General features: G+C 40.7%; 16 protein-coding genes, 8 tRNA genes and 3 rRNA genes. 24 read left to right on the top strand and 3 right to left on the bottom strand.

Annotated features, from left to right (window positions below; translation table 11 throughout):
• Nucleotides 1-4 precede the first annotated feature (4 nt).
• From NSQ62_RS12165 to NSQ62_RS12055, 23 genes are all read left to right on the top strand, one after another.
• Nucleotides 5-733, top strand: a complete 729-nt coding sequence (locus tag NSQ62_RS12165) for an NAD(P)-binding domain-containing protein (protein ID WP_341320400.1) — start codon at nucleotides 5-7, stop codon at nucleotides 731-733.
• Nucleotides 734-930: 197 nt separating this feature from the next.
• The gene (locus NSQ62_RS12160; protein ID WP_341320399.1) at nucleotides 931-1,809 is read left to right on the top strand and encodes a LysR family transcriptional regulator; all 879 of its coding nucleotides are present in this window, start codon (nucleotides 931-933) and stop codon (nucleotides 1,807-1,809) included.
• Nucleotides 1,810-2,042: 233 nt separating this feature from the next.
• On the top strand, nucleotides 2,043-3,698 hold the full coding sequence (locus tag NSQ62_RS12155; protein ID WP_341320398.1) for an ABC transporter substrate-binding protein: 1,656 nt from the start codon (nucleotides 2,043-2,045) through the stop codon (nucleotides 3,696-3,698).
• Nucleotides 3,699-3,710: 12 nt separating this feature from the next.
• Nucleotides 3,711-4,715: an ABC transporter permease gene (locus tag NSQ62_RS12150; RefSeq protein ID WP_341320397.1), complete on the top strand. Its 1,005-nt coding sequence runs from the start codon at nucleotides 3,711-3,713 to the stop codon at nucleotides 4,713-4,715.
• Nucleotides 4,715-6,427, top strand: coding sequence for a dipeptide/oligopeptide/nickel ABC transporter permease/ATP-binding protein (locus NSQ62_RS12145; RefSeq protein WP_341320396.1), 1,713 nt, complete (start codon nucleotides 4,715-4,717; stop codon nucleotides 6,425-6,427). Before NSQ62_RS12150 ends, NSQ62_RS12145 begins: the two co-directional genes overlap by 1 nt.
• Nucleotides 6,411-7,199 carry an ABC transporter ATP-binding protein gene (locus tag NSQ62_RS12140; RefSeq protein WP_341320395.1) on the top strand — a complete coding sequence of 263 codons (789 nt, stop codon included), beginning with the start codon at nucleotides 6,411-6,413 and terminating at the stop codon, nucleotides 7,197-7,199. The genes NSQ62_RS12145 and NSQ62_RS12140 overlap by 17 nt, the downstream gene beginning before the upstream one ends.
• The gene (locus NSQ62_RS12135) at nucleotides 7,200-7,832 is read left to right on the top strand and encodes a phosphate starvation-inducible protein PhoH (protein ID WP_341320394.1); all 633 of its coding nucleotides are present in this window, start codon (nucleotides 7,200-7,202) and stop codon (nucleotides 7,830-7,832) included. It abuts the gene before it with no gap.
• Nucleotides 7,825-8,433: a hypothetical protein gene (locus tag NSQ62_RS12130; RefSeq protein WP_341320393.1), complete on the top strand. Its 609-nt coding sequence runs from the start codon at nucleotides 7,825-7,827 to the stop codon at nucleotides 8,431-8,433. The genes NSQ62_RS12135 and NSQ62_RS12130 overlap by 8 nt, the downstream gene beginning before the upstream one ends.
• 2 nt (nucleotides 8,434-8,435) lie before the next feature.
• A complete protein-coding gene (locus NSQ62_RS12125; protein WP_341320392.1) occupies nucleotides 8,436-9,089 on the top strand; it encodes an ABC transporter ATP-binding protein in 654 nt (217 codons plus the stop codon).
• Complete coding sequence (locus NSQ62_RS12120; RefSeq protein WP_341320391.1) at nucleotides 9,070-9,942, top strand: permease-like cell division protein FtsX; 873 nt, start codon at nucleotides 9,070-9,072, stop codon at nucleotides 9,940-9,942. The genes NSQ62_RS12125 and NSQ62_RS12120 overlap by 20 nt, the downstream gene beginning before the upstream one ends.
• Nucleotides 9,935-10,885, top strand: a complete 951-nt coding sequence (locus tag NSQ62_RS12115; protein ID WP_341320390.1) for a hypothetical protein — start codon at nucleotides 9,935-9,937, stop codon at nucleotides 10,883-10,885. The genes NSQ62_RS12120 and NSQ62_RS12115 overlap by 8 nt, the downstream gene beginning before the upstream one ends.
• A 9-nt stretch (nucleotides 10,886-10,894) precedes the next feature.
• A complete protein-coding gene (locus tag NSQ62_RS12110; RefSeq protein ID WP_341320389.1) occupies nucleotides 10,895-11,926 on the top strand; it encodes a hypothetical protein in 1,032 nt (343 codons plus the stop codon).
• Nucleotides 11,927-12,923: 997 nt separating this feature from the next.
• A 16S ribosomal RNA gene (locus NSQ62_RS12105) occupies nucleotides 12,924-14,479 on the top strand.
• A 310-nt stretch (nucleotides 14,480-14,789) separates the two neighbouring features.
• A 23S ribosomal RNA gene (locus tag NSQ62_RS12100) occupies nucleotides 14,790-17,717 on the top strand.
• A gap of 65 nt (nucleotides 17,718-17,782) precedes the next feature.
• A 5S ribosomal RNA gene (gene rrf, locus NSQ62_RS12095) occupies nucleotides 17,783-17,898 on the top strand.
• The 16S, 23S and 5S rRNA genes sit together here with 8 tRNA genes alongside, the layout of an rRNA operon.
• An 11-nt stretch (nucleotides 17,899-17,909) precedes the next feature.
• Nucleotides 17,910-17,985: transfer RNA gene (locus tag NSQ62_RS12090), tRNA-Val, on the top strand.
• Nucleotides 17,986-18,119: 134 nt separating this feature from the next.
• Nucleotides 18,120-18,194 (top strand) — tRNA-Met (locus NSQ62_RS12085).
• A gap of 3 nt (nucleotides 18,195-18,197) precedes the next feature.
• A tRNA-Asp gene (locus NSQ62_RS12080) sits at nucleotides 18,198-18,273 on the top strand.
• 5 nt (nucleotides 18,274-18,278) lie between these two features.
• Nucleotides 18,279-18,354 (top strand) — tRNA-Phe (locus NSQ62_RS12075).
• A gap of 3 nt (nucleotides 18,355-18,357) precedes the next feature.
• Nucleotides 18,358-18,431: transfer RNA gene (locus NSQ62_RS12070), tRNA-Gly, on the top strand.
• A 6-nt stretch (nucleotides 18,432-18,437) separates the two neighbouring features.
• Nucleotides 18,438-18,511: transfer RNA gene (locus tag NSQ62_RS12065), tRNA-Ile, on the top strand.
• A gap of 18 nt (nucleotides 18,512-18,529) precedes the next feature.
• Nucleotides 18,530-18,605, top strand: a tRNA-Asn gene (locus NSQ62_RS12060).
• A gap of 1 nt (nucleotide 18,606) precedes the next feature.
• Nucleotides 18,607-18,678, top strand: a tRNA-Glu gene (locus NSQ62_RS12055).
• A gap of 240 nt (nucleotides 18,679-18,918) precedes the next feature.
• Here NSQ62_RS12055 and NSQ62_RS12050 read toward each other — a convergent pair.
• Complete coding sequence (locus NSQ62_RS12050) at nucleotides 18,919-19,359, bottom strand: DUF3997 domain-containing protein (RefSeq protein ID WP_341320388.1); 441 nt, start codon at nucleotides 19,357-19,359, stop codon at nucleotides 18,919-18,921.
• Between the two features lie 568 nt (nucleotides 19,360-19,927).
• Between NSQ62_RS12050 and NSQ62_RS12045 the strand changes: the two genes are divergently transcribed.
• Nucleotides 19,928-21,127 (top strand): MFS transporter, encoded by a 1,200-nt coding sequence (locus NSQ62_RS12045; RefSeq protein WP_341320387.1) that lies wholly within the window; start codon nucleotides 19,928-19,930, stop codon nucleotides 21,125-21,127.
• A gap of 262 nt (nucleotides 21,128-21,389) precedes the next feature.
• On the opposite strand, the gene NSQ62_RS12040 is transcribed toward NSQ62_RS12045, so the two are convergent.
• Both NSQ62_RS12040 and NSQ62_RS12035 read right to left on the bottom strand, forming a co-directional pair.
• Nucleotides 21,390-22,043: a VTT domain-containing protein gene (locus tag NSQ62_RS12040; protein WP_341320386.1), complete on the bottom strand. Its 654-nt coding sequence runs from the start codon at nucleotides 22,041-22,043 to the stop codon at nucleotides 21,390-21,392.
• Nucleotides 22,044-22,362: 319 nt separating this feature from the next.
• Entirely contained in the window at nucleotides 22,363-23,208 is an 846-nt protein-coding gene (locus tag NSQ62_RS12035; RefSeq protein ID WP_341320385.1) for a DegV family protein, read from the bottom strand.
• Nucleotides 23,209-23,263 lie beyond the last annotated feature (55 nt).

The raw sequence follows: 23,263 nt of genomic DNA, 5'->3' as shown, positions 1-23,263 counted from the left end.
AAATATGAAATTTGGAATTATTGGAGCAGGGCCAATCGGTCAAAGCATTGCCAAAAAATTAATGAATAACGGACACGAGGTTAAAGTAGCAGATGCACGAGGAATGGAACGTTTAGCAGGGAAAACAATTGTTGGCACTGCCGTAAGTACGGAAGAGATTGGTCAACATATTGATGTGTTAATCATTTCGATTCCACTATATGCGATTCCAACAATCCAGCCGATTTTAAAAACTGTTGGCGATAACGTGATTGTTGTGGATACATCAAATTATTATCCATTTAGAGATCAACAAATCGAAGCAATTGATCAAGGTATGGTGGAAAGTGCATGGGCGACAGAGCAGCTTGGGCGTCCAGTTATTAAAGCGTTCAGCAATCTACTAGCCTTTACATTAGAGAATAAAGGGACACCGGCGGGAACAACAGGGCGTATTGCGATGGCGGTTGCAGGTGATGATGAGGGGCATAAACAAATCATCATGAATCTTGTAAACGAATGCGGTTTTGATACGGTCGATGCAGGTTCGATTGCTGCATCTTGGAATATGCAACCGGGTACACCGGCGTATTGCACAGAGCTAACGAAAGAAGAGCTAACAGCAGCCTTACAAAAAGCAGAAAAAGGGAACGCTGCCGGGTTACGAGATGAAATTATGGCGCAGTTTTCGCTTGAGTTCACACATGATGATATCGTTGCACTGAACCGAAAAGTTTTTGGTGCGTTGAAGTGATCTCTAAAAGTTAGACACACTTTAACAAGGAGTGCAGTTCAATCCGACGTTTGGTCACATTTTTTGTTTAACATTGTAAATCCGCATTTAAATCTCGCGGGAGCCCTATTAAAAAATAATAAATTCATAAAAAATTTACAGTTAACGATTAAACCGTTATAATAATGATATTCATTCTCATTTAAAGGGTTGGTTGTATGAATAACTGGTATAAAACGTTTATTGTACTTTCTGAGTGCCGTTCCTATACAGAAACGGCGAAAAGGTTATATTGTTCACAACCTACTGTTACTCAACACATTAAGCAATTAGAAAGAAGTTTAGAGTGCACACTCATTCAACGAAATAAACGAAAAATTGAATTGACTAATAAAGGGGAAATTGTTTTAAAACATGCCCAAATGATATGTCATTATGAAGAAAAAATGATGGATGCAATACGTCAATCCGAAAGCGAGGAAAAGGTAAGCTTATATTTAAGCACGTATATTGCTAATCATTATTTTGAAGAAATTTTTGGGTCACATTTTAATGACGAAAAATTAAGCTATGAAATTAATTGCTATTGTTATAATGAATTGAAAAATTTATTATTCGAAAAGAAAATTAAATTTGCTATCATGCCGATTTATGAATTAGATCCCATTTTATTGCAACAATTTGATGTTGAGATGCTATTCAGAGAAGAGTTACATTTAGCGGTATCTCCGATGCATCCTTTAGCAGAGCGTCAAATTTTATACGGTCGTGATTTAGAGGATTATGAAATCTATGTTCCCCAAGGAGAGTTTTATACACAAGCGATTAAAATGTCATTACAGCAAAAAAATATAATCCCTAATTATTCGAAAATGTCGAATTTCACTGTAATTGCTAAAGCATTACACCTTCAAAGTGGGATGGCTTTTTTACCTCCAAAGGTAATTGAACAAGAGGGGTTACTTTTTAAACCTGTTAAAGGTCTGTCTATTAGACGGATGATGACGATTGTTAAGCAAAAAAATGTGGTACTTTCAACGAGTGAGCAAGCGATTTGTGAACATATAAAAGAGTGTATTGGAACGCCTGTATCTTAACGATATAGGCGTTTTTTTATGGAACCTGCTATGTTATTAGTAAATTAAATAGTTCTATTTGAATTTTTTATAAAAATGATGAAAAGGGTATCTGTGACACGTTAAACCGTTTTGCTCGAATCGAAACGATATTGATAATCATTATCAATAGTTGTATATTACATTTTGTTAGTTTAAATAAGGCGTTTGATGGCTGATGAATGGAACGAACAAACTATGTAGGAGGAAAGAAAATGAAATTCAATAAGAATTGGCTGTTCGTCTTACTGACAATGGCATTATCTTTTGCACTTGCCGCTTGTGGCTCAAGTGATAAAGATGTAAAAGAAAGTAGTACTGAATCAAAAGGTTCAGATTCAACAATTGAGAATTTAACAATCGGTTTAAAGAGTGATGTAGGTCCATTAAATATCTACACAGGGAACTTAGATTGGTTAACAGATATGGTGTATGACAAATTATTTTCACCATCACCTTATGTAGATGAGCCAACACCTTGGTTAGCAGAATCTGCAACTCAAATTGATGAAGATACATGGGAAGTAGTTGTTCGTGACGGTATTAAATGGCACGATGGTGAAGATTTCACAGCAGAAGACGTTAAATTTACATACGAATATTATCGCGATGGCCCAGCAAATCGCCACACGCACCACGTAAGTGACGTACCGAAAATTGATGAAATTAATATCCAAGAAGATGGTAAAACACTAACATTCGAATGTGGGTATGCATGCCCATCATTAAAAATAATTACATTTGCGGATTTACCAATTTTACCAAAACACATTTGGGGAAATGTTGAAAATCCACGCAAATATGCTGACCTTGCAATCGGTACAGGTCCTTATAAGTTAACAGAATATGTAGCCGATCGACATTATGTGTTAGAGGCTAATGTAGATTATTTCATGGGCGAACCAACAGTAAAAAAATTAACATTACCAATTATTCCTGATGCCACAGCCATGTTTAACGCGTTAAAATCTGGTCAAATCGATGTATCATCACGTACAGTACCTGCTGAGTTAATCTCAACATTTAGCAGTGATGATAACTTCAAATTAGCATCTGCAACAAATCTTTCAATCGTACAATTTGGCTTAAACTATGAAATTGCACCATTTAGTAATGAGGTGTTCCGCCAAGCAATGTCTTTATCAATCGATCGTCAAGCTATCGTTGATACTGTATTACTTGGTCAGAGTCGTGCAGGGGAAAAAGGGTACCCACACCCAGATTCGCCATGGACAAACCCAGAGCTTTCAACACCATATGATGTAATAAAAGCGAATTCTTTATTAGATGAGCTTGGATATAAAGATACAAATGGTGACGGCTTCCGTGAAACACCAGATGGTAAAGCATTATCGATGTCAATTAAAGTTTCTGCAGGTGAGCCAATTTATGTCCGCGTAGCAGAATTAATGGTAGAACAATACAAAGCGGTTGGTTTATCACTTAATGTTGCAACGTTAGATCCAACAACGTATTCAGCAGATATTTCTGAAGATAACTTTGAAACATATGTAAGCTTAATTGGTCCACATGGTGTAGCGGATCCAGACCAATTTGTTCAGTCTCACAGTGCGAGCTATTTATGGACAGCAGGCTTACCATATCCTGAAATGGATGCAATAATCGCGGATTGGAAAGCAGCTTCAACAATTGAAGACCGCAAACTGATTGCATTTGATATGCAAACACTTTATAACAATCAACCAACTGCAATCGCCCTTTATTACCCAGATGAGGTATACGCATATAATGCAGTAAAATATGATGGCTACGTAGAGTCATTAGGTTACGGTATTATTAACAAATTCTCATTTTTACCAGAAGCAACACAAAAAGCAGCGTCAACAACAGCACCTGTAATCATAGAGTAAGGTGGAAATCAAATGGACAATCGTTTTTCTAAGTTAATGAACAAACTAGTCCAATATCTTGTTGTGTTATTTGTGGCAATCACGATTAATTTTGGATTGCCACGTTTAGCACCTGGCGATCCATTACTTTACTTTTTTGATGAGTCCACACTAAAGGAACTTACAGAACAGCAAAGACAAGCAGCTTTAGAATCAGTAGGCTTGGGTGGAACGCTTTGGGGACAATATATGGATTATTTAAAAGGAATCCTAACATGGGATTTTGGGACTTCCATTAAATATGCAAAACCTGTTACTGAAATTATGGCAGATAAATTAGGGTGGACGATTACACTCATTTTACCTGCCCTTTTAATTAGTGCCATTGTCGGTGTCATGATTGGCGCATATTCAGCTTGGAATCGAGGAAAGAAACGGGATGTTTCCTTTTTAACATTGATGCTGACTTTGCAAGCATTACCAGGATTTTGGATAGGGATGTTATTTATTGCAATCTTCGCAGTCCAACTTGGCTGGTTCCCAACATATGGTGCGGTATCTATCGTGCAAGATGGGACAACATGGGGCTTCATCAAGGACGTGTTATGGCATTTAACATTACCAATTGCGACGTTAAGTATCGCAACAGTTGGATCCAATTACTTGCTAACGAGGTCCTCAATGCTTGAGTCACTCGGACAAGATTATATGTTAATGGCGGAAGCGAAAGGCGTAAAAAAGAAGAATTTAATCTTTAATCATGCACTTCGAAATGCGTTGTTACCTGTTTATACACAATTTACGATTTCATTAGGAACATTAATTGGTGGCTCGGTTGTTGTAGAAACCGTATTTTCATATCCAGGTATTGGGCGTTTACTTTATGAAAGTGTTATTGCACGGGACTTCCCAATGATGCAAGGTGTTTTTTTAATCATTACATTAGGGGTTATCATAGCGAATATTTTAGCAGATGTTACGTACCCGCTAATTGATCCACGCGCTAAAAGTACGGTCGTAGAAAAGGTGGGACGTTAATGCGTAATTCAACAAAAATAATTGGAATCATTGGGGTTTCGATGCTTATCCTCGTTGTCTTATTTGCAATATTTGGTCCAATGATTAGTCCTTATGATGCGTATAAACAAGTAGGTGCTTCATTCCTAGCCCCGAATAAATCACATTGGCTTGGAACAAATGATATGGGGCAAGACATCTTATCAGAGCTTGCAGTAGGTGCACGTACCTCTCTATTTATTGGGGTTGTAGCAGCAATCTTAGCTACAACAATTGGTGGAATTATGGGAGTACTTGCAGGTTATATTGGTGGACGTTTTGAAATGATTGTCATGCGTGTCATCGATGTTGTCATGACCTTGCCATTTTTACCATTAATGATTGTGGTTGCCGTTTATATTGGTCCAGGGGTTATGACACAAATTTTTGTCATTACACTTGTAATGTGGGCGGGTAAAGCACGTCAAATTCGTGCACAAACTTTATCGATTAAATCAGCGGGTCCAGTCCTGGCAGCCAAGACGATGGGAGCTAGCGATTTTTATATTTTTTATAAACATATTACACCTGGTGTATTTCCGATTTTCATTCCACAGTTTGTGGGTGCGGTCAATGGAGCCATATTAATGGAATCTTCTTTAAGCTTTTTAGGTCTTGGAGATCCAACAATGAAGAGTTGGGGCAGTATTTTATATTATGCCAACAATCGAAGTGGCTTCTTAACAGATGCTTGGATGTGGTGGATTATCCCTCCTGGTATTTGTATTGTGTTTGTTGTATTGGCTTTTTCATTTATTGGCTACTTCCTAGAAGAAAAAGTGAATCCTCGATTGGGGATGTATACAGTCGCGAAAAAACGACCAAAGCAGCAGTTTGAAATTGTTTCACAATTAGTTGAAAGTCAAATTACACTCGCTGTAGAGAAATTAACGGTTCAATATCCGAAAAATAATACATTTACAACCGTTGTCGATGAAGTCAGCTTTGAGGTAAGACAAGGTGAAGTATTAGGGATAGTTGGAGAATCTGGTAGTGGTAAAACGACTATTGCTTCAGCGATTATTCAGCAATTACGTGCTTCTGCCCATGTGCCAAACGGTGCGATTTATTTTGAAGGTAAGGATTTACAACTATTTAGTGACGAGGAAATTCGACAAGTACGTGGACAGCAAATTGGTTATATTGCACAGGCTGCAATGAATGCATTGAATCCAGTACATACAGTGGAAAAACAATTAAAAGAAGCGATTTTAGCGCATCAAAAAATGTCAAAAGCGCTGATTAATCAACGTATTGATGAGGTACTTATTCAGGTTGGATTAGAGCCAAAATGGCGCTATGCCTATTCACATGAATTATCCGGTGGGATGCGTCAGCGTGTCATCATCGCAATGGCACTTATTAACAAGCCACAATTTGTGATTGCAGATGAACCGACAACAGGGCTTGATGTGCTTGTGCAAGTAGAAATTTTACAAGTGCTTCGCAAGCTTCAAAAAGAAATGAATTTATCAATGATTTTCATTTCACATGATTTACCGGCAGTATTAACGATTACGGATCGCATTTTAATTATGAAGTATGGTCATGTAGTTGATAGTGGTCCAGCAAAACTCCTTGCGAATGAATCAAATCACCCATATACAAGACGCTTAATGGATGCCATTCCGTTATTAAAACCAAAAAAGAAACAACATTTCAGCGAGGAGGCGCAGTATGAAATCGTTCGTTGAATTGAAAAACATTATGAAAGTGTATGGTCATTCAAAAAGTAACAAAGTCGCCGTTTTAAAAGATGTTTCCTTTTCATTTGAGCAAGGTGAAATCATTGGATTGATTGGCGCTTCTGGTGCAGGGAAAAGTACGATTGGAAAAATTTTAGTCGGCTTAGAGCAACAAACAAAGGGTTCCATAACGGTAGACGGTATCAATTTGCATACACTTTCAAAAAAGGCACGAAGACAATTTGCGAAAAATATTGCGATGATTTTTCAAGATCCCTATGAATCATTATCATCACGTATGAAAATTTCGCAATTAATTGAAGAACCACTTATTATTCAAAAAATTGAGCCGGATGCAAAACAACGTGAACAGCTCGTTCGTGAGGCATTGCAGGTTGTATCACTTGATCCAGATAAATACATGACCCGTTATCCGCACGAATTATCAGGTGGGGAACGTCAACGTGTTGGAGTTGCGCGAGCATTTATAACAAAGCCTAAAATTATTGTAGCAGACGAACCCACGTCAATGCTTGATACATCACTTCGTTTAGAGCTGATTCAATTAATAAAATCAATGAATGAACAGTTTGGTATTTCGTATGTATTTGTTACGCATGATATCGCCTTAACGAAAAATTTCTGTGACCGTATTATTGTGTTACACGAAGGTGAAATTGTTGATGAAGGTCCAACAGAGCAAGTGATTAATGAACCAACGCATCCATTTACGAGAGCGTTAATAGATGCATTACTTATTTTAGAAGGAGCGAAAAATTAAATGAAAGATTTTCTTGTAGTTCATCCACGCAATATTTTTTCTGCAAACCCGGTCCAACCAGACTATGAAATGGTGGATATGTACCAATTACATACGATCGATTTATCAGCTTATAAATGTATGATTATTTTAGGCTTTGTTGATCAAGATTACTTATTGGAGCAAAAGCAAGTGATTGCAGACTTTTTACAAGACCGAAAAATTGTCAGCTTCTTTGGGGATTTAGTGACGGATTGGCTGCCAGGTCAAGAAATGTTTATTCCGAAAGAAATTAAATGGCATGGTGATTACGATGTACAAATTGCAAAGCCACACCCAATTTTTGAAGGTGTAACAGAAGAGGATATGACGATTAATCGAGGTGTAAAAGGTTTCTTTGCACGCGGGCATCATCCAGCACCTGAAAATGCAGAAGTATTATTAACGTTACCAGGTGGCGCAACGATTACCTATATCGATCGTGAATCAACGAATGGTACCATTTTTGTTCACTCAGGTGGAAGTTTATTTAATACAGGTGGACGTATGCAGCCAGTTGTAGATAAAACAACAGATCGTATCCCAGCACAAATTGAGGCGTGGGCACGTGAAGAATACAATCGATTACAGAAGGGTGAGAAAGTAAATGCGTAAAATTGCAGTAATGTATGGCGGGAGCTCACAGCATCAACGAACTTATAAAATATCTGAATTTGGTCAGCATATTCATACCTGTATTCCAGTACGTGAATTTGCAGAAACACCATTAGATGAATTCGACGTATTATTAATTCCATCTCAAACACATGTTGAATTATTAGAGCAAAATGTAGATAAAATTTATGAATTTGCGAATACAGGAAAAGTCGTTGTCACGTTTGGCCCGCAGCATAAAGAGTGGCTACCTGAACATAAATGGGAGTTTCGCCCAACAAACTTTTGGTGGTGGTTAGAGCCAGGAGCAGATAGTGGTTTACGTTTGCCAGGTGAAAATCATGATTTATTTACAAATTATTTAACATTAGGTGATGCAACATGGCATCAGCATGGCGTATATTGGCCATCAGAAGGCTGTGAAACACTTGTTTCAACAGTTGATGGGGGTTCAGTATTATACATTGACCGTGTTAATACAAACGGGATTTGGGTGAATACAACATTAGATCCTGATTTCCACTTTGGTTCATATTTCATGCCAGCAACAGAGCGCTTCTTACGCGGCTTCTTACCTTGGTTGAAAGAAGGACAGATTTAACGATGATTCAAATGACTAATGTGAAAAAATGTTATCAAGACGTTGCCGTTTTAGAAAAATTGACGTTTCATCTTGAGAAAGGACAATTTGCCTTTTTAAAAGGTCGCTCGGGTTCTGGAAAAAGCACATTGTTAAAATTACTCTATCGTGAGATTGAATGTGATGCTGGCGAGATTTTAATAGATGGTAGGAGCATTTTGAGTATACCCAAGTTTGAATTACGCCGAAAAATAGGGATTATATTTCAAAGCTTTGAGTTAATCGAGCAAAAAACAGTTCTTGAGAACGTACTGCTAGCAGGAAAAGCACTTGGTCATCCAATTAAACAAATACAACAAGAGGCCGAACGTTTATTAAAACGTGTCGGCCTTGAACACAAAAAGGATGCTTTTCCCGCTCAGCTATCAGGTGGTCAACAACAACGTGTTGCGATTGTTCGAGCACTTCTGAATAAACCTAGGCTCATTATTGCCGATGAACCCACTGGAAATTTAGATCAACAAACAACAAAAGAAATTATGGACTTATTATATGAACTTCACAACGAAGAACAAATCACGATGCTTATCGTAACGCATGACGAACGTTTGATACAAAAAGGCGCATGTATTTGGGCAATGGAGGGAGGTAACATCCATGAACAAACACCAAATTAGCTATATGCTAGAAGATACGAAACTAGGGATCAAGCGCAATAGAGGGAGTGTGATTGCCTCTGTCACGCTTCTTTTTATTGCACTTAGTTTAATCGGAAGTATTTTGCTTGTTCGAGCCTACATAGGAGAAGCGGTTGACTACGTTGAATCACAGCTTGCTATGAAAGTGTATGTGGAGGATGGTATGGCAGAAGAGGTTGCAGCTATCATTGCGAAACAGTCGTATGCGAAAGATGTGCAAATCGAGTCGGGTGAGCAGATTATTCAAAATTTAGCGTTCTTCTTTGAAGGGCGGGAACATTTGCTAGAGGCGTTTACAGATGGAAGCATGCCAGATGCTGTAAAATTTCAAGTGCGTGACACACGTTATTTTGAATTACTAGCGCAAAATCTCCAGCAGGTAGAGGGCATTCAAAAGGTTGTTTACCCACAGCAAATGGCCAAGATTTTGACAGATTGGCTCTATAAAATCGAACTCTATGGTGTGCTTGCTATTATTTTATTTATTGCTGTTGCCTTTTTAATGGTTTATAGCTCATTTCATTTAGCGATGTACCAACGCTCAAAAGAACTGAAAATCAAATTATTTTTAGGAATGAATCCTAAAATCGTGCGTTTGCAGTTTTTAATTGAAGGGTTTGTTTTAGGGCTGTTTGGAGCGGTACTTGGTATGGCAGTAGTCGTTATGCTTTATACATTTTTAATAAAGTCGATTCAAGAGGCTATTCCTTATTTAGGACAATTAAACATGCAGCAAGTCATCGTCATCTGCACTATTCAGCTAGGCATGGGTCTTTTGCTAGGTGTGGTAGCGAGTTACGTCTCAACAAGAAAGCTGATTCGATATGTTTAAAAAAATCGGATTTATTTTATCGTTGTCAGCTGTGCTTGCACTTCCAGTTTATGCGCATTTAACAGGAGCATTTGCAAATTTTTTAGCTATTGTTTATGACGATTCCACCATTTCTAAATTACATGAGGAAGTGGAACAAACAAAGCTTGAAATTGAACAATTACAGCCATTGGTTGAGCAGTCGGAGCAAGATTTTAAAGAAGAGCAGCAGGGTGCAATTGAACAACTTCAGTTTTATTCAGAAATGGGCTTAGATACATATTTAGCCTTGATGCAACAGGGGACAGATGTTGTTGATATTTTAGGGAATCAATGGCTATTGAATGAAAAAATTAATGATTACTTACAGCAGTTAAATATACTTTATGTAACGTATCAGAAACTACTTCAAAGTCAAAATCGCTTAAAAGGGCATGAACAATTGCTTTATGCTATTGAAAAAAATCTGCAAGCACGCGAAGATTTTTTAGTCGAAACACAAGGGATGGAACTTGAAAATATTGCGAATTATTTAGACATTGACTGGACAGCAGAGGTAGAAGAGAACATTATTCGTGACTTTCAGTTAGATGCAGAATTAGTAAACATACAGTTAAGTGATTGGATTGAAAAATCGGTAGATGGTGCTTACCAGTTATCAGAACAATGGCTAAATGAGCATAGTAAAGCGCGATATTATTTTAGAAGTGATCATGTATATGTAGAATACGAGCTTGAATATGCCCATGTATTAGTGTTAGGACAAGTACTGCAAAATGCAGAAGGTACAGCTGCGCAGTTAGTAGTTGAAGCCGGATTTTATAACGGCTTTTATTTACCTGAAGAATTACTAGTAGAGTTGCCGAGCTTTTCGATTGATTATGCAACATTACAGACATTGGAAGGCATCGATAGTCCATACGTCATTCAACAAGACGGTAACTTGCAAATCGCAACAAAATAGGAGGTTCACATGAAGAAAAAAATCGTTTCAATTGTATTTGTTTGTTTATTATTATCGACAACCGCTTCTGCACATGTAATGAATAAAAATAATACATTTGCTGATTTAGCATTGTCTGAGCATGCTAATGATGTCGTGTTACTTGCGTCATTAGGGATTGTTTCTTATTTAAATGATGACATGACCTTTGAGCCAGCAGAGCCATTAACAGCACAAGATTTAGCTGCATGGGCTGCAAAATACAATGGTCTAGAAGGAAAAACGGTAGAGGAACTTGCGCAAGCCGCACTGGCGCATAATCTCATATCTACAATTGATGGAAATGCCACATATGCGCTTGTTAATGAAGTTTATTTCCATAATCAATTACAAGTAGAGCAACCAACTGCTATATTAACACGTGATGAATTTGCAGCATTTGTAGCGGAAAATGTACACACGAACATTGGTGGACATTCATTATTACAGATGTCAGGCTTTACAGAAGGCCCAACTGGAACAGTAGAAGCAGTTGAGCATGTGAAAAAGCAGACGGAGACGGGGGATAAATACTATATTTATGTAATTACCGTCGATGGTAAAGAATATGAACTTGGTATGCATCCACGTGCTATTTCGGAAAGCGCTGACCCATCTGTTTGGGTTGGTCAAACAATTGCTGAATCTTATATAGGAACAAATAGTTCGTCAGATGATGTAGGTAAGCAAAATGACCATAGCGCGCATTTTGAGCAAAATGATGTGGCACAAGCTATATCGGCAACAACAATTGGTACGACAGCAATTCAACTCATTGTGATAGGCGATCAACCTTATACAAATGTAAAAGCAGGGCAAGAGTCAAATCAAAACCGTTTAGAAGAAGAAACGACACAAATGAATCAAATGGAACAAACCTTGACAACGATTGAGGATCAAATAAAAGAACCGTCTTTAGAAGATGAAAAGCAACATACAGGTTTAATAATCCTGCTAGTAATCATTTTAGTTTTCATAATATCAGGTAGTATTTTTTTAAAGAAAACTAAAAAGCAAAAATAGATTATACAAGATGTTCATCAAAAAAGTTCGTATCACAAGCTTTATTGCGCACCAATATAAATGGAATGATCGATTTTACAGGATATCGTGAAAATATCGTATTCCATAGTGAATCTTTTGAACGGCTTTTCAAAAGGAAAACTAAATTTACAATATACGTATAACATATAGTTGGTTCCTGTTAGAAAAGACAGCTATGTTTTCATTAATTGATGCGTTGCTAGGTCTAGCAAGTGCCTTTTTATTAGGTGTATTCATTTATTTTGCTTATAAAAAACGTTTAACGGTGTCGTCTATTCACATTACAAAATCGTTATTAATTCAGTATCCCAAAAATAATCTTAAACGACTGCTGCGACTGTATTTGTAGATATATGCATAAAATTATGTATAAACAATGTTCCACCAAAAAATCCGTAAACGTTGATAAAACAGCGTTTACGGATTTTTCTTATTCCCCTAATGCTGGACCCCTATTCTCTAGTTTAAGGTAGAATGACATCATTTTTAACAGGCATGGATTTGCCATCGATTCCCTTGAAATAAAGAGGTAAAGATTCAGCGAGTACAGGGAATGATTAAGTAATAGGAAGGTACCTGTTTCTTTGATTTTAAGAAAACCATTCTGTCATTAAATGAGGTGATCTCCCGGACGAACGAATTCGGATGCTTCCTCGGCTAGGATATTAACCCTATTTCTTTAAAGGGACGCCGTATAGTTTAAAATGGAGGCATCATTCGTAGTCTATTTTTAAGTTATTTAATAGGAAAGAAATAATTAAGCAAATTTATTTTTAAAAATAGGTTGACGAAATCTCGTTAGCCGTGTAATATTATATAAGTCGCCGAGAGAGATTGCGACAAACGAAATAACATGAACCTTGAAAACTGAACAAGCAACGTTAATGAAAAACAAGTTTCTTAAATGAAACAAACAATAGATTTCTAACTTAATTGTTAGAATCGCTAGCAAAGCAAATGAGCTTTCAAACTAACTATTATGGAGAGTTTGATCCTGGCTCAGGACGAACGCTGGCGGCGTGCCTAATACATGCAAGTCGAGCGGACGAATTTTTGGTGCTTGCACCGAATTTTCGTTAGCGGCGGACGGGTGAGTAACACGTGGGTAACCTACCCTATAGACTGGGATAACTTCGGGAAACCGGAGCTAATACCGGATAATACTTTTGAACTCATGTTCGAAAGTTAAAAGATGGTTTTGCTATCACTATAGGATGGACCCGCGGCGCATTAGCTAGTTGGTGAGGTAACGGCTCACCAAGGCAACGATGCGTAGCCGACCTGAGAGGGTGATCGGCCACACTGGGACTGAGACACGGCCCAGACTCCTACGGGAGGCAGCAGTAGGGAATCTTCCACAATGGACGAAAGTCTGATGGAGCAACGCCGCGTGAGTGAAGAAGGATTTCGGTTCGTAAAACTCTGTTGCAAGGGAAGAACAAGTAGCGTAGTAACTGGCGCTACCTTGACGGTACCTTGTTAGAAAGCCACGGCTAACTACGTGCCAGCAGCCGCGGTAATACGTAGGTGGCAAGCGTTGTCCGGAATTATTGGGCGTAAAGCGCGCGCAGGTGGTTCCTTAAGTCTGATGTGAAAGCCCCCGGCTCAACCGGGGAGGGTCATTGGAAACTGGGGAACTTGAGTGCAGAAGAGGATAGTGGAATTCCAAGTGTAGCGGTGAAATGCGTAGAGATTTGGAGGAACACCAGTGGCGAAGGCGACTATCTGGTCTGTAACTGACACTGAGGCGCGAAAGCGTGGGGAGCAAACAGGATTAGATACCCTGGTAGTCCACGCCGTAAACGATGAGTGCTAAGTGTTGGGGGGTTTCCGCCCCTCAGTGCTGCAGCTAACGCATTAAGCACTCCGCCTGGGGAGTACGGTCGCAAGACTGAAACTCAAAGGAATTGACGGGGGCCCGCACAAGCGGTGGAGCATGTGGTTTAATTCGAAGCAACGCGAAGAACCTTACCAGGTCTTGACATCCCATTGACCACTGTAGAGATACAGTTTTCCCTTCGGGGACAACGGTGACAGGTGGTGCATGGTTGTCGTCAGCTCGTGTCGTGAGATGTTGGGTTAAGTCCCGCAACGAGCGCAACCCTTGTTCTTAGTTGCCATCATTTAGTTGGGCACTCTAAGGAGACTGCCGGTGATAAACCGGAGGAAGGTGGGGATGACGTCAAATCATCATGCCCCTTATGACCTGGGCTACACACGTGCTACAATGGACGATACAAACGGTTGCCAACCCGCGAGGGGGAGCTAATCCGATAAAATCGTTCTCAGTTCGGATTGTAGGCTGCAACTCGCCTACATGAAGCCGGAATCGCTAGTAATCGTGGATCAGCATGCCACGGTGAATACGTTCCCGGGCCTTGTACACACCGCCCGTCACACCACGAGAGTTTGTAACACCCGAAGTCGGTGAGGTAACCTTTATGGAGCCAGCCGCCGAAGGTGGGATAGATGATTGGGGTGAAGTCGTAACAAGGTAGCCGTATCGGAAGGTGCGGCTGGATCACCTCCTTTCTAAGGATTATTTCGGAAATCTTCTCTTGGAGAAGATACTCATTAACGTTTGCTGTTCAGTTTTGAAGGTTCATTCTTAATTGAATGAGATACTTCAAAAAAATATTTGCTCCTGTCGCTAGCGCTATCGTCGCAAAGCTGCATGAAGCGAATTCAGCGAAGTTCAGTCATGAAGTGATTGAAGTCAGCTGCTTTGTTCTTTGAAAACTGGATAAAACGACATTGATAAGTAATAAACAAACAATAGATCAAGAAATTGGTCGTGCAATATCCTTAAAATCTTAAATCTTCTGATTTAAGTTTAACTTTTGGTTAAGTTAATAAGGGCGCACGGTGGATGCCTTGGCACTAGGAGTCGATGAAGGACGGCACTAACACCGATATGCCTCGGGGAGCTGTAAGTAAGCTTTGATCCGGGGATTTCCGAATGGGGGAACCCACTATCTTTAATCGGATAGTACACTCACGTGAATTCATAGCGTGTTTGAGACAGACGCAGGGAACTGAAACATCTAAGTACCTGCAGGAACAGAAAGAAAATTCGATTCCCTGAGTAGCGGCGAGCGAAACGGGAAGAGCCCAAACCAAAGAGCTTGCTCTTTGGGGTTGTAGGACACTCAATACGGAGTTACAAAAGAATGATTTAGGCGAAGCGACTTGGAAAGGTCCGCAAAATAAGGTAAAAGCCCTGTAGCCCAAAAGTTATTCCCTCCTGAGTGGATCCTGAGTACGGCGGAACACGTGAAATTCCGTCGGAATCCGGGAGGACCATCTCCCAAGGCTAAATACTACCTAGTGACCGATAGTGAACCAGTACCGTGAGGGAAAGGTGAAAAGCACCCCGGAAGGGGAGTGAAATAGATCCTGAAACCGTGTGCCTACAAGTAGTTAGAGCCCGTTAATGGGTGATAGCGTGCCTTTTGTAGAATGAACCGGCGAGTTACGATTACGTGCGAGGTTAAGTTGAGAAGACGGAGCCGCAGCGAAAGCGAGTCTGAATAGGGCGAATTAGTACGTGGTCGTAGACCCGAAACCAGGTGATCTACCCATGTCCAGGGTGAAGGTGAGGTAACACTTACTGGAGGCCCGAACCCACGCACGTTGAAAAGTGCGGGGATGAGGTGTGGGTAGCGGAGAAATTCCAATCGAACCTGGAGATAGCTGGTTCTCTCCGAAATAGCTTTAGGGCTAGCCTCGTGATTGAGAATACTGGAGGTAGAGCACTGTTTGGACTAGGGGGGCATCTCGCTTTACCGAATTCAGACAAACTCCGAATGCCAGATATTTATACACGGGAGTCAGACTGCGAGTGATAAGATCCGTAGTCAAGAGGGAAACAGCCCAGACCACCAGCTAAGGTCCCAAAGTAATCGTTAAGTGGAAAAGGATGTGGCGTTGCTTAGACAACCAGGATGTTGGCTTAGAAGCAGCCATCATTTAAAGAGTGCGTAATAGCTCACTGGTCGAGTGACGCTGCGCCGAAAATGTATCGGGGCTAAACGATTCACCGAAGCTGTGGATGCATCCAATAGGATGCGTGGTAGGAGAGCGTTCTAAGGGCGTTGAAGTCAGACCGGAAGGACTGGTGGAGCGCTTAGAAGTGAGAATGCCGGTATGAGTAGCGAAAGACGGGTGAGAATCCCGTCCACCGTATGACTAAGGTTTCCTGAGGAAGGCTCGTCCGCTCAGGGTTAGTCGGGACCTAAGCCGAGGCCGATAGGCGTAGGCGATGGACAACAGGTTGATATTCCTGTACCACCTCCTCACCGTTTGAGAAATGGGGGGACGCAGTAGGATAGGGTAAGCACGCCGTTGGTTGCGCGTGTTCAAGCAGTAAGGTGTGTATGTAGGCAAATCCGCATACTTTAACATTGAGCTGTGATGACGAGTCCGTATGGACGAAGTTCCTGATTTCACACTGCCAAGAAAAGCCTCTATCGAGGTGAGAGGTGCCCGTACCGCAAACCGACACAGGTAGTCGAGGAGAGAATCCTAAGGTGTGCGAGAGAACTCTCGTTAAGGAACTCGGCAAAATGACCCCGTAACTTCGGGAGAAGGGGTGCTCTGTTAGCGTGCAAGCGTGAGAGAGCCGCAGTGAATAGGCCCAGGCGACTGTTTAGCAAAAACACAGGTCTCTGCAAAACCGTAAGGTGACGTATAGGGGCTGACGCCTGCCCGGTGCTGGAAGGTTAAGAGGAGTGGTTAGCGCAAGCGAAGCTGCGAATTGAAGCCCCAGTAAACGGCGGCCGTAACTATAACGGTCCTAAGGTAGCGAAATTCCTTGTCGGGTAAGTTCCGACCCGCACGAAAGGCGTAACGATCTGGGCACTGTCTCAACGAGAGACTCGGTGAAATTATAGTACCTGTGAAGATGCAGGTTACCCGCGACAGGACGGAAAGACCCCGTGGAGCTTTACTGTAGCCTGATATTGAATTTTGGTACAACTTGTACAGGATAGGTAGGAGCCAGAGATCCCGGAGCGCCAGCTTCGGAGGAGGCGTCAGTGGGATACTACCCTGGTTGTATTGAACTTCTAACCCATGCCCCTTAGCGGGGTAGGAGACAGTGTCAGGCGGACAGTTTGACTGGGGCGGTCGCCTCCTAAAGAGTAACGGAGGCGCCCAAAGGTTCCCTCAGAATGGTTGGAAATCATTCGTAGAGTGTAAAGGCATAAGGGAGCTTGACTGCGAGACCTACAAGTCGAGCAGGGTCGAAAGACGGGCTTAGTGATCCGGTGGTTCCGCATGGAAGGGCCATCGCTCAACGGATAAAAGCTACCCCGGGGATAACAGGCTTATCTCCCCCAAGAGTCCACATCGACGGGGAGGTTTGGCACCTCGATGTCGGCTCATCGCATCCTGGGGCTGTAGTCGGTCCCAAGGGTTGGGCTGTTCGCCCATTAAAGCGGTACGCGAGCTGGGTTCAGAACGTCGTGAGACAGTTCGGTCCCTATCCGTCGTGGGCGTAGGAAATTTGAGAGGAGCTGTCCTTAGTACGAGAGGACCGGGATGGACACACCGCTGGTGTACCAGTTGTTCTGCCAAGAGCATCGCTGGGTAGCTATGTGTGGACGGGATAAGTGCTGAAAGCATCTAAGCATGAAGCCCCCCTCAAGATGAGATTTCCCATTACGCAAGTAAGTAAGACCCCTGAAAGACGATCAGGTAGATAGGTTCGAGGTGGAAGCGCAGTGATGTGTGGAGCTGACGAATACTAATCGGTCGAGGACTTAACCACAATTTATGAACATCAATGAAACGTTTATCCAGTTTTGAAAGAATAAGTTCTTTTAATTTAATAAGTGAAGTGACGATGGCAAAGAGGCCACACCTGTTCCCATACCGAACACAGAAGTTAAGCTCTTTAGCGCCGATGGTAGTTGGGGGTTTCCCCCTGTGAGAGTAGGACGTCGCTTCGCTTTTTTTTTATGGAGGATTAGCTCAGTTGGGAGAGCACCTGCCTTACAAGCAGGGGGTCGGCGGTTCGAGCCCGTCATCCTCCACCATCTAATTTAAATAGTATTATCGCGGGGTGGAGCAAATCGCTAAACAAAGATAGCGATTAGCAGCAACTGAGGGACGAAGTTGATGGCAACTAAGTAGAACTCAGAACATGCGATAACAAACGTAATAATATTGTCGCGGGGTGGAGCAGTGGTAGCTCGTCGGGCTCATAACCCGAAGGTCACAGGTTCAAGTCCTGTCCCCGCAACCAAATGGTCCCGTGGTGTAGCGGTTAACATGCCTGCCTGTCACGCAGGAGATCGCCGGTTCGATCCCGGTCGGGACCGCCATTTGTGGGTTTGTAGCTCAGTTGGTAGAGCATTAGATTGAAGCTCTAAGTGTCGGCGGTTCGATTCCGTCCAAACCCACCATTTGCGGGTGTAGTTTAGTGGTAAAACCTCAGCCTTCCAAGCTGATGTTGTCGGTTCGATTCCGATCACCCGCTCCAGTTTTAGGGCCTATAGCTCAGCTGGTTAGAGCGCACGCCTGATAAGCGTGAGGTCGATGGTTCGAGTCCATTTAGGCCCATCATAGTATTAGTATTGTTCCGAAGTAGCTCAGTTGGTAGAGCATCCGGCTGTTAACCGGCAGGTCGCAGGTTCGAGTCCTGCCTTCGGAGCCATGGCCCGTTGGTCAAGTGGTTAAGACACCGCCCTTTCACGGCGGTAACACGGGTTCGAATCCCGTACGGGTCATTTCTAAGTATGTAACTTCTGTTACATACTTTTTTTACGTTTATACAGCAAAATAAGTAGATAAAAAATGAGTTCGATGCAAGTCGAGTTCATTTTTTAGTTTGAAGTAAATTATTTTTGGTTAATATTCATGGTCTTAACACTAGAAGTATAGAAACTCCTAAATTGTTCCGTCATATAAGGGGCAGTAATTCATCCTCTTTTGAAATTTATCTTAATCTTCTCGATAATATTAGTTAATTATGGTTCCCTTTTCAGCTTTTCGATTGGTGTAAATACGATGTTAATTCCTAATGGGTTCGTTTCATTCTCTAACTCTTTTAACGTAAGAGGGCCTTTTACTTCGTTCTTATCCATTTCGATTATCCAATAAGAATAATGATCATCAGTCGGATTTTTTGGAGGTTCTTCATATCCTCGTTCATCTGCCTTCAAACTCAATTGTTTTGCAATAATATATTGTTCATCCCACCAGACAGCCGTTACCTTTGCTGGTACATATAAATGATTGAATACCGAATCATCGCCATCATTTACCGCTTCATCTCCGTAAATTTGAATTTGATGAGCTGAAAGTCGATCAATGCGATACCCATTATCTAATGGAATTGTATAATCTGCTAATCCCGCACAGCTTGATAAAATAAAACAAGATACGATCAATAAAATTAAATGTTTCAAAGCGACCCCTCCATTTAAAGCTGAATATGCCTCCTACACCGTAAATACACGTATTTTCCTGGGCAGCTTTTCATCCGGATACCCTAGTGCATTCATATAATACATAGCTTCTTGCTGTTGATACACCTCTTGCTCATGACAATGCAAATCCGAAATGTAAGCTACTTTCACCCAAATCCCTCCTCGTAATCTGAAGTATTGAACGTATTGTCGCATATTTATTACTTAAGTAAAAGACAAGAAATCTCGAAGGCATTGGGAAAGGATGGATGTCAAAGTTAAATAGGGACGAGATAGGATAATGAAAACCTACGATGGACACAGTTTCTTATCATCAGCAGAAGCAATGAGACGTAAAATTCGTCATAAGCTTTAGATTCTTGATATCTAGTTATCATCGCAGTATAAAAGGAATCAGCGAACATCTTCTAGAAATAATAAAATATCCAAGATTCAGTAGGGGCATTAGGTAACGATGATTTTTTGTCGCAATTATCTATGAAGAGGAAAAAGTAATTTTATCACCATTTGCAGTTTGTTTTCTAAATTCGAAAGGAGCAAGCTCTCTTTGAATCAAAGCAAAATATTGTGGGGTATGTGTATAGTCCAGTTTTTAGCTATGCAAGTATGGTTTAATTTCTCGGCTGTTATGCCAGTAATTGAAGATGAGTGGGAACTAACGGCTTCTCAATCAGGAATAATTATTGCGTTTTTTCATGTAGGCTATGTTGTTGCAATTGCTTTTTATAGTATGTTGATTGATAAGTATAATCCAAAGTATTTTATGGTGCTAGGTGCATTTCTAGCGGGCGTTTCTGGGATAGTATTTGCAGCTGTTGTGGAAGGTTTTTGGATGACCTTGTTATTAAGAATGATTTCAGGTATTGGAGTGGCAGGGATTTATGTGCCAGGTTTGAGGATTTTAACGGATTTATTCCCCTTAGAAAGAAGGGGAGCAGCTGTTGGAATCTATGTAGGTTCGTTGGTCGTCGGTTCGGGCTTTTCATTGCTTCTATCAGGAATGTTTATAGAACACATTGGCTGGCAAGGTGTCATCTTCATTACTTCGTTTTTGAGTCTTATTGCCTCGGTTTTAATGGTCTTTATTAAAGTCCCACGACTGAAGCGTAATGAAAGCTCTTTAAAGGTGAATTGGACAGTCATAAAACGTGTTTTTAAGAAGAAAAACCTTCTCGTCAATGCGAGTTACGCAGGGCATTCATGGGAATTATACGCAATGTGGGCATGGATAGGTCCGTTTTTAGTTTATTATTATGGCGTTCATGGATTCGAACAAATGGAAGCTATACGCTATGGAAATATGACAGGTGCGTTGGTGATAATGATTGGAGGAATTGCAACGTATGTAGGTGGGAAATTATCTGATCAATTTGGCCATATTAAGGTAGCAAACTTCTTTTTAATCATAAGTATTACATGTTCATTAATGATCGGATGGTTAGATTTTGTTCCTCTCCTAATAATGTTGATACTACTGTTTATATATGGGTTTTCGATTGTAGCGGATTCACCTATTTATAATGTAGCAGTTACGAAAGTGTCTGATCCTGAAGTGATTGGGTTAGCTCTAGGTGCTCAATCCATTCTTGGGTTTACGGTAACTATTTTTTCACCGTTAGTATTTGGCTTTTTATTAGAATCATTTAATTGGGGAATAGCCTTTATGGTGATTGGCCTTGTTACCATCACTGCACCTATCTGTCTGTTTTTGTTAAGTAAACATAAACTATCTTCAGAAGAAACATAATGATTTATGGAAGTTTACTCAATGTAGAAATCCATCTCTATGAAATAACTAATAAAATAGAAGGACCTGTTCAGATAGTTGAACAGGTCCTCTTGTACTTTTCCTCTTATTTAATCGTTGCCGCTAAATCCAGTTCACACATCGTAAAGTACAATCGATTGTCAAAATCTGACTATCCTTATTTTACTATATATTCAGAATATAATAAAAGGAAAATATAAAGGTCATCAGCTAATTTAGAAATTAGACAATGACCAATACATTATGTATGTTTAACGATTTTCACCACAAAAGCACTAATGGCGGGTAACAGTGTGGCGACCGTAATCAAGATCAACGTAATGGATAAATGATTCGCCACCCAGGAAATATTCCCAAGCCCATAACCTGCAAATACCCACAGCAGCGACCAAATGATGGCACCCGCTAAGTTATAGAGGAAAAATTGTTTGAAGCGGTACCCAGTTAAGCCACTAACAAACGGAACCGTCGCGCTCAGGAGGGGAATAAAGCGCGAGAACATAATCGACAGCTTGCCGTATTTTGCTAAAAACTGACTCGCCTTTACGAGCGAGCGGTCTGGAATGAGGCGGGTAATCGAAAATCTACGCTGCTTTAATTTGGCTTTCTTTAAAAGATGACCAAGTAAAAAGTTATGCGCATCGCCTGCCACAGTAGAAACGATAAAGAGCACGGCCAATATGCGAACATCGAGTTGACCAATGGCAGCGATTGTCCCACTAGCAAAAAGTGTTGCATCGCCAGGTAAAAAAGTAAAAATAATATACGCGGTTTTCGCGAAAATGATTAAAAATAATAGGATATAAATTTGTCTTCCATACAGCGTCATTAAATGATGTAAATTACTATCAAAAGAGTGTAATGAGGAATGGACGGAAAGAAGTGCAGGGTTCATAACAATCTCCTTCTAGTTAACTAGTGAAATTTCACTCAACTGCTATTTTAACATAGGAAAATAGTAATTGACTGTTATTACTATTTTGAGAAAATTTCAAAGAACAAAAGCGCCTCTAACCCCGACAAGCTTTGGAGGGCCCGACTAGAAAGTAAATGCTTTACCACTTTCGACGGCGGGACCGAAAAGCTCGAGGGGCTGGCGCTTTAGCCTAGACGTAGAGGGAACTTTATGCAAAGTTATCCATAATGCGATAATCTAAAATTTTCTTAACAATGAAAAAGCCGCCAGAAAAGTTTTTTCTAGGCAGCTTAACAGATTACGTAATTTTGCGTTTAAATAAAATTCCTAATGTACTTGGGCCACAGTGCGTTGACACCGTACAGCCGGCGTTCGTAACGAGGATTTCATCGAATTGCATTTCGCGCTGAATCATGGATTTTACTTGTTCAACCAATTCGTCTGGACAGTCCGGATGTGTGATAAAAATACGTGATTGATCGATGTCTGTTCGATTTTGCAGGCGATCTTTGACATACTTTTCAAGGCTCGTCGCGAATTGCCCACGGTATTTTTTACCGACTTCCATTTTGCCGTTTGCTACTTCGATCGAAGGTTTGATCTTCAGTAATGTCGCGCCAAATGCCTCTAGGCTCGAGCAACGCCCACCACGTTTTAAATAATCCATTTTATCAATGACAAAGCTTGCTTCTACTTCTGGAATGGATGCTAAAATACGCGCTTCGATTTCCTTTGCCGCGCAACCTTTTCTGGCCAGTTCTGCCGCTTCCACGACTAATAGGCCACTGCCTGTTGATAAATTTTTTGAATCAATGACGATAATGTTGTCAAAATTTTGCGCGGCCAAACGCGCATTTTGATGGCACGATGAAAAGGCACTACCGATATTAAGGTGAATGATGGCATCGTACTGCTTTGTAAATGGTTCGAAAAACTGCTCGTATTCATATGTATTAATAGCAGCAGTTGAGCATGTTTTGTTTTCAACACTAACATAATGGAAAATGTCTTTAGGTGTAATGTTCACCCCATCTAAATAATCGTCTTCATCGATTAGTACATGTAAAGGCGCTAATGAAATATCGTATTTTGCCAGTAGTTCTGGAGATAAATCGCACGTACTATCCGCAGTAATTTTAATCATAAAAAAATCACCCCTAATTTATGTTGCGCTTTAATTGTATCATGGAATAATTTTA

It is taken from the genome of Solibacillus sp. FSL H8-0523, assembly GCF_038051985.1.
In the GTDB taxonomy this organism is placed as follows: Bacteria; Bacillota; Bacilli; order Bacillales_A; family Planococcaceae; genus Solibacillus.
This window is presented reverse-complemented; position numbering and strand designations above follow the sequence as displayed.

What these genes read in the sequence shown, in the direction of transcription:
- NSQ62_RS12165 (WP_341320400.1), top strand. Translation starts at nt 5, where the DNA reads ATGAAATTTGGAATTATTGGAGCAGGGCCAATCGGTCAAAGCATTGCC.
- NSQ62_RS12120 (WP_341320391.1), top strand. Translation starts at nt 9,070, where the DNA reads ATGAACAAACACCAAATTAGCTATATGCTAGAAGATACGAAACTAGGG.
- NSQ62_RS12140 (WP_341320395.1), top strand. Translation starts at nt 6,411, where the DNA reads ATGAAATCGTTCGTTGAATTGAAAAACATTATGAAAGTGTATGGTCAT.
- NSQ62_RS12125 (WP_341320392.1), top strand. Translation starts at nt 8,436, where the DNA reads ATGATTCAAATGACTAATGTGAAAAAATGTTATCAAGACGTTGCCGTT.
- NSQ62_RS12150 (WP_341320397.1), top strand. Translation starts at nt 3,711, where the DNA reads ATGGACAATCGTTTTTCTAAGTTAATGAACAAACTAGTCCAATATCTT.
- NSQ62_RS12155 (WP_341320398.1), top strand. Translation starts at nt 2,043, where the DNA reads ATGAAATTCAATAAGAATTGGCTGTTCGTCTTACTGACAATGGCATTA.
- NSQ62_RS12160 (WP_341320399.1), top strand. Translation starts at nt 931, where the DNA reads ATGAATAACTGGTATAAAACGTTTATTGTACTTTCTGAGTGCCGTTCC.
- NSQ62_RS12110 (WP_341320389.1), top strand. Translation starts at nt 10,895, where the DNA reads ATGAAGAAAAAAATCGTTTCAATTGTATTTGTTTGTTTATTATTATCG.
- NSQ62_RS12035 (WP_341320385.1), bottom strand. Translation starts at nt 23,208, where the DNA reads ATGATTAAAATTACTGCGGATAGTACGTGCGATTTATCTCCAGAACTA.
- NSQ62_RS12130 (WP_341320393.1), top strand. Translation starts at nt 7,825, where the DNA reads ATGCGTAAAATTGCAGTAATGTATGGCGGGAGCTCACAGCATCAACGA.
- NSQ62_RS12145 (WP_341320396.1), top strand. Translation starts at nt 4,715, where the DNA reads ATGCGTAATTCAACAAAAATAATTGGAATCATTGGGGTTTCGATGCTT.
- NSQ62_RS12040 (WP_341320386.1), bottom strand. Translation starts at nt 22,043, where the DNA reads ATGAACCCTGCACTTCTTTCCGTCCATTCCTCATTACACTCTTTTGAT.
- NSQ62_RS12135 (WP_341320394.1), top strand. Translation starts at nt 7,200, where the DNA reads ATGAAAGATTTTCTTGTAGTTCATCCACGCAATATTTTTTCTGCAAAC.
- NSQ62_RS12115 (WP_341320390.1), top strand. Translation starts at nt 9,935, where the DNA reads ATGTTTAAAAAAATCGGATTTATTTTATCGTTGTCAGCTGTGCTTGCA.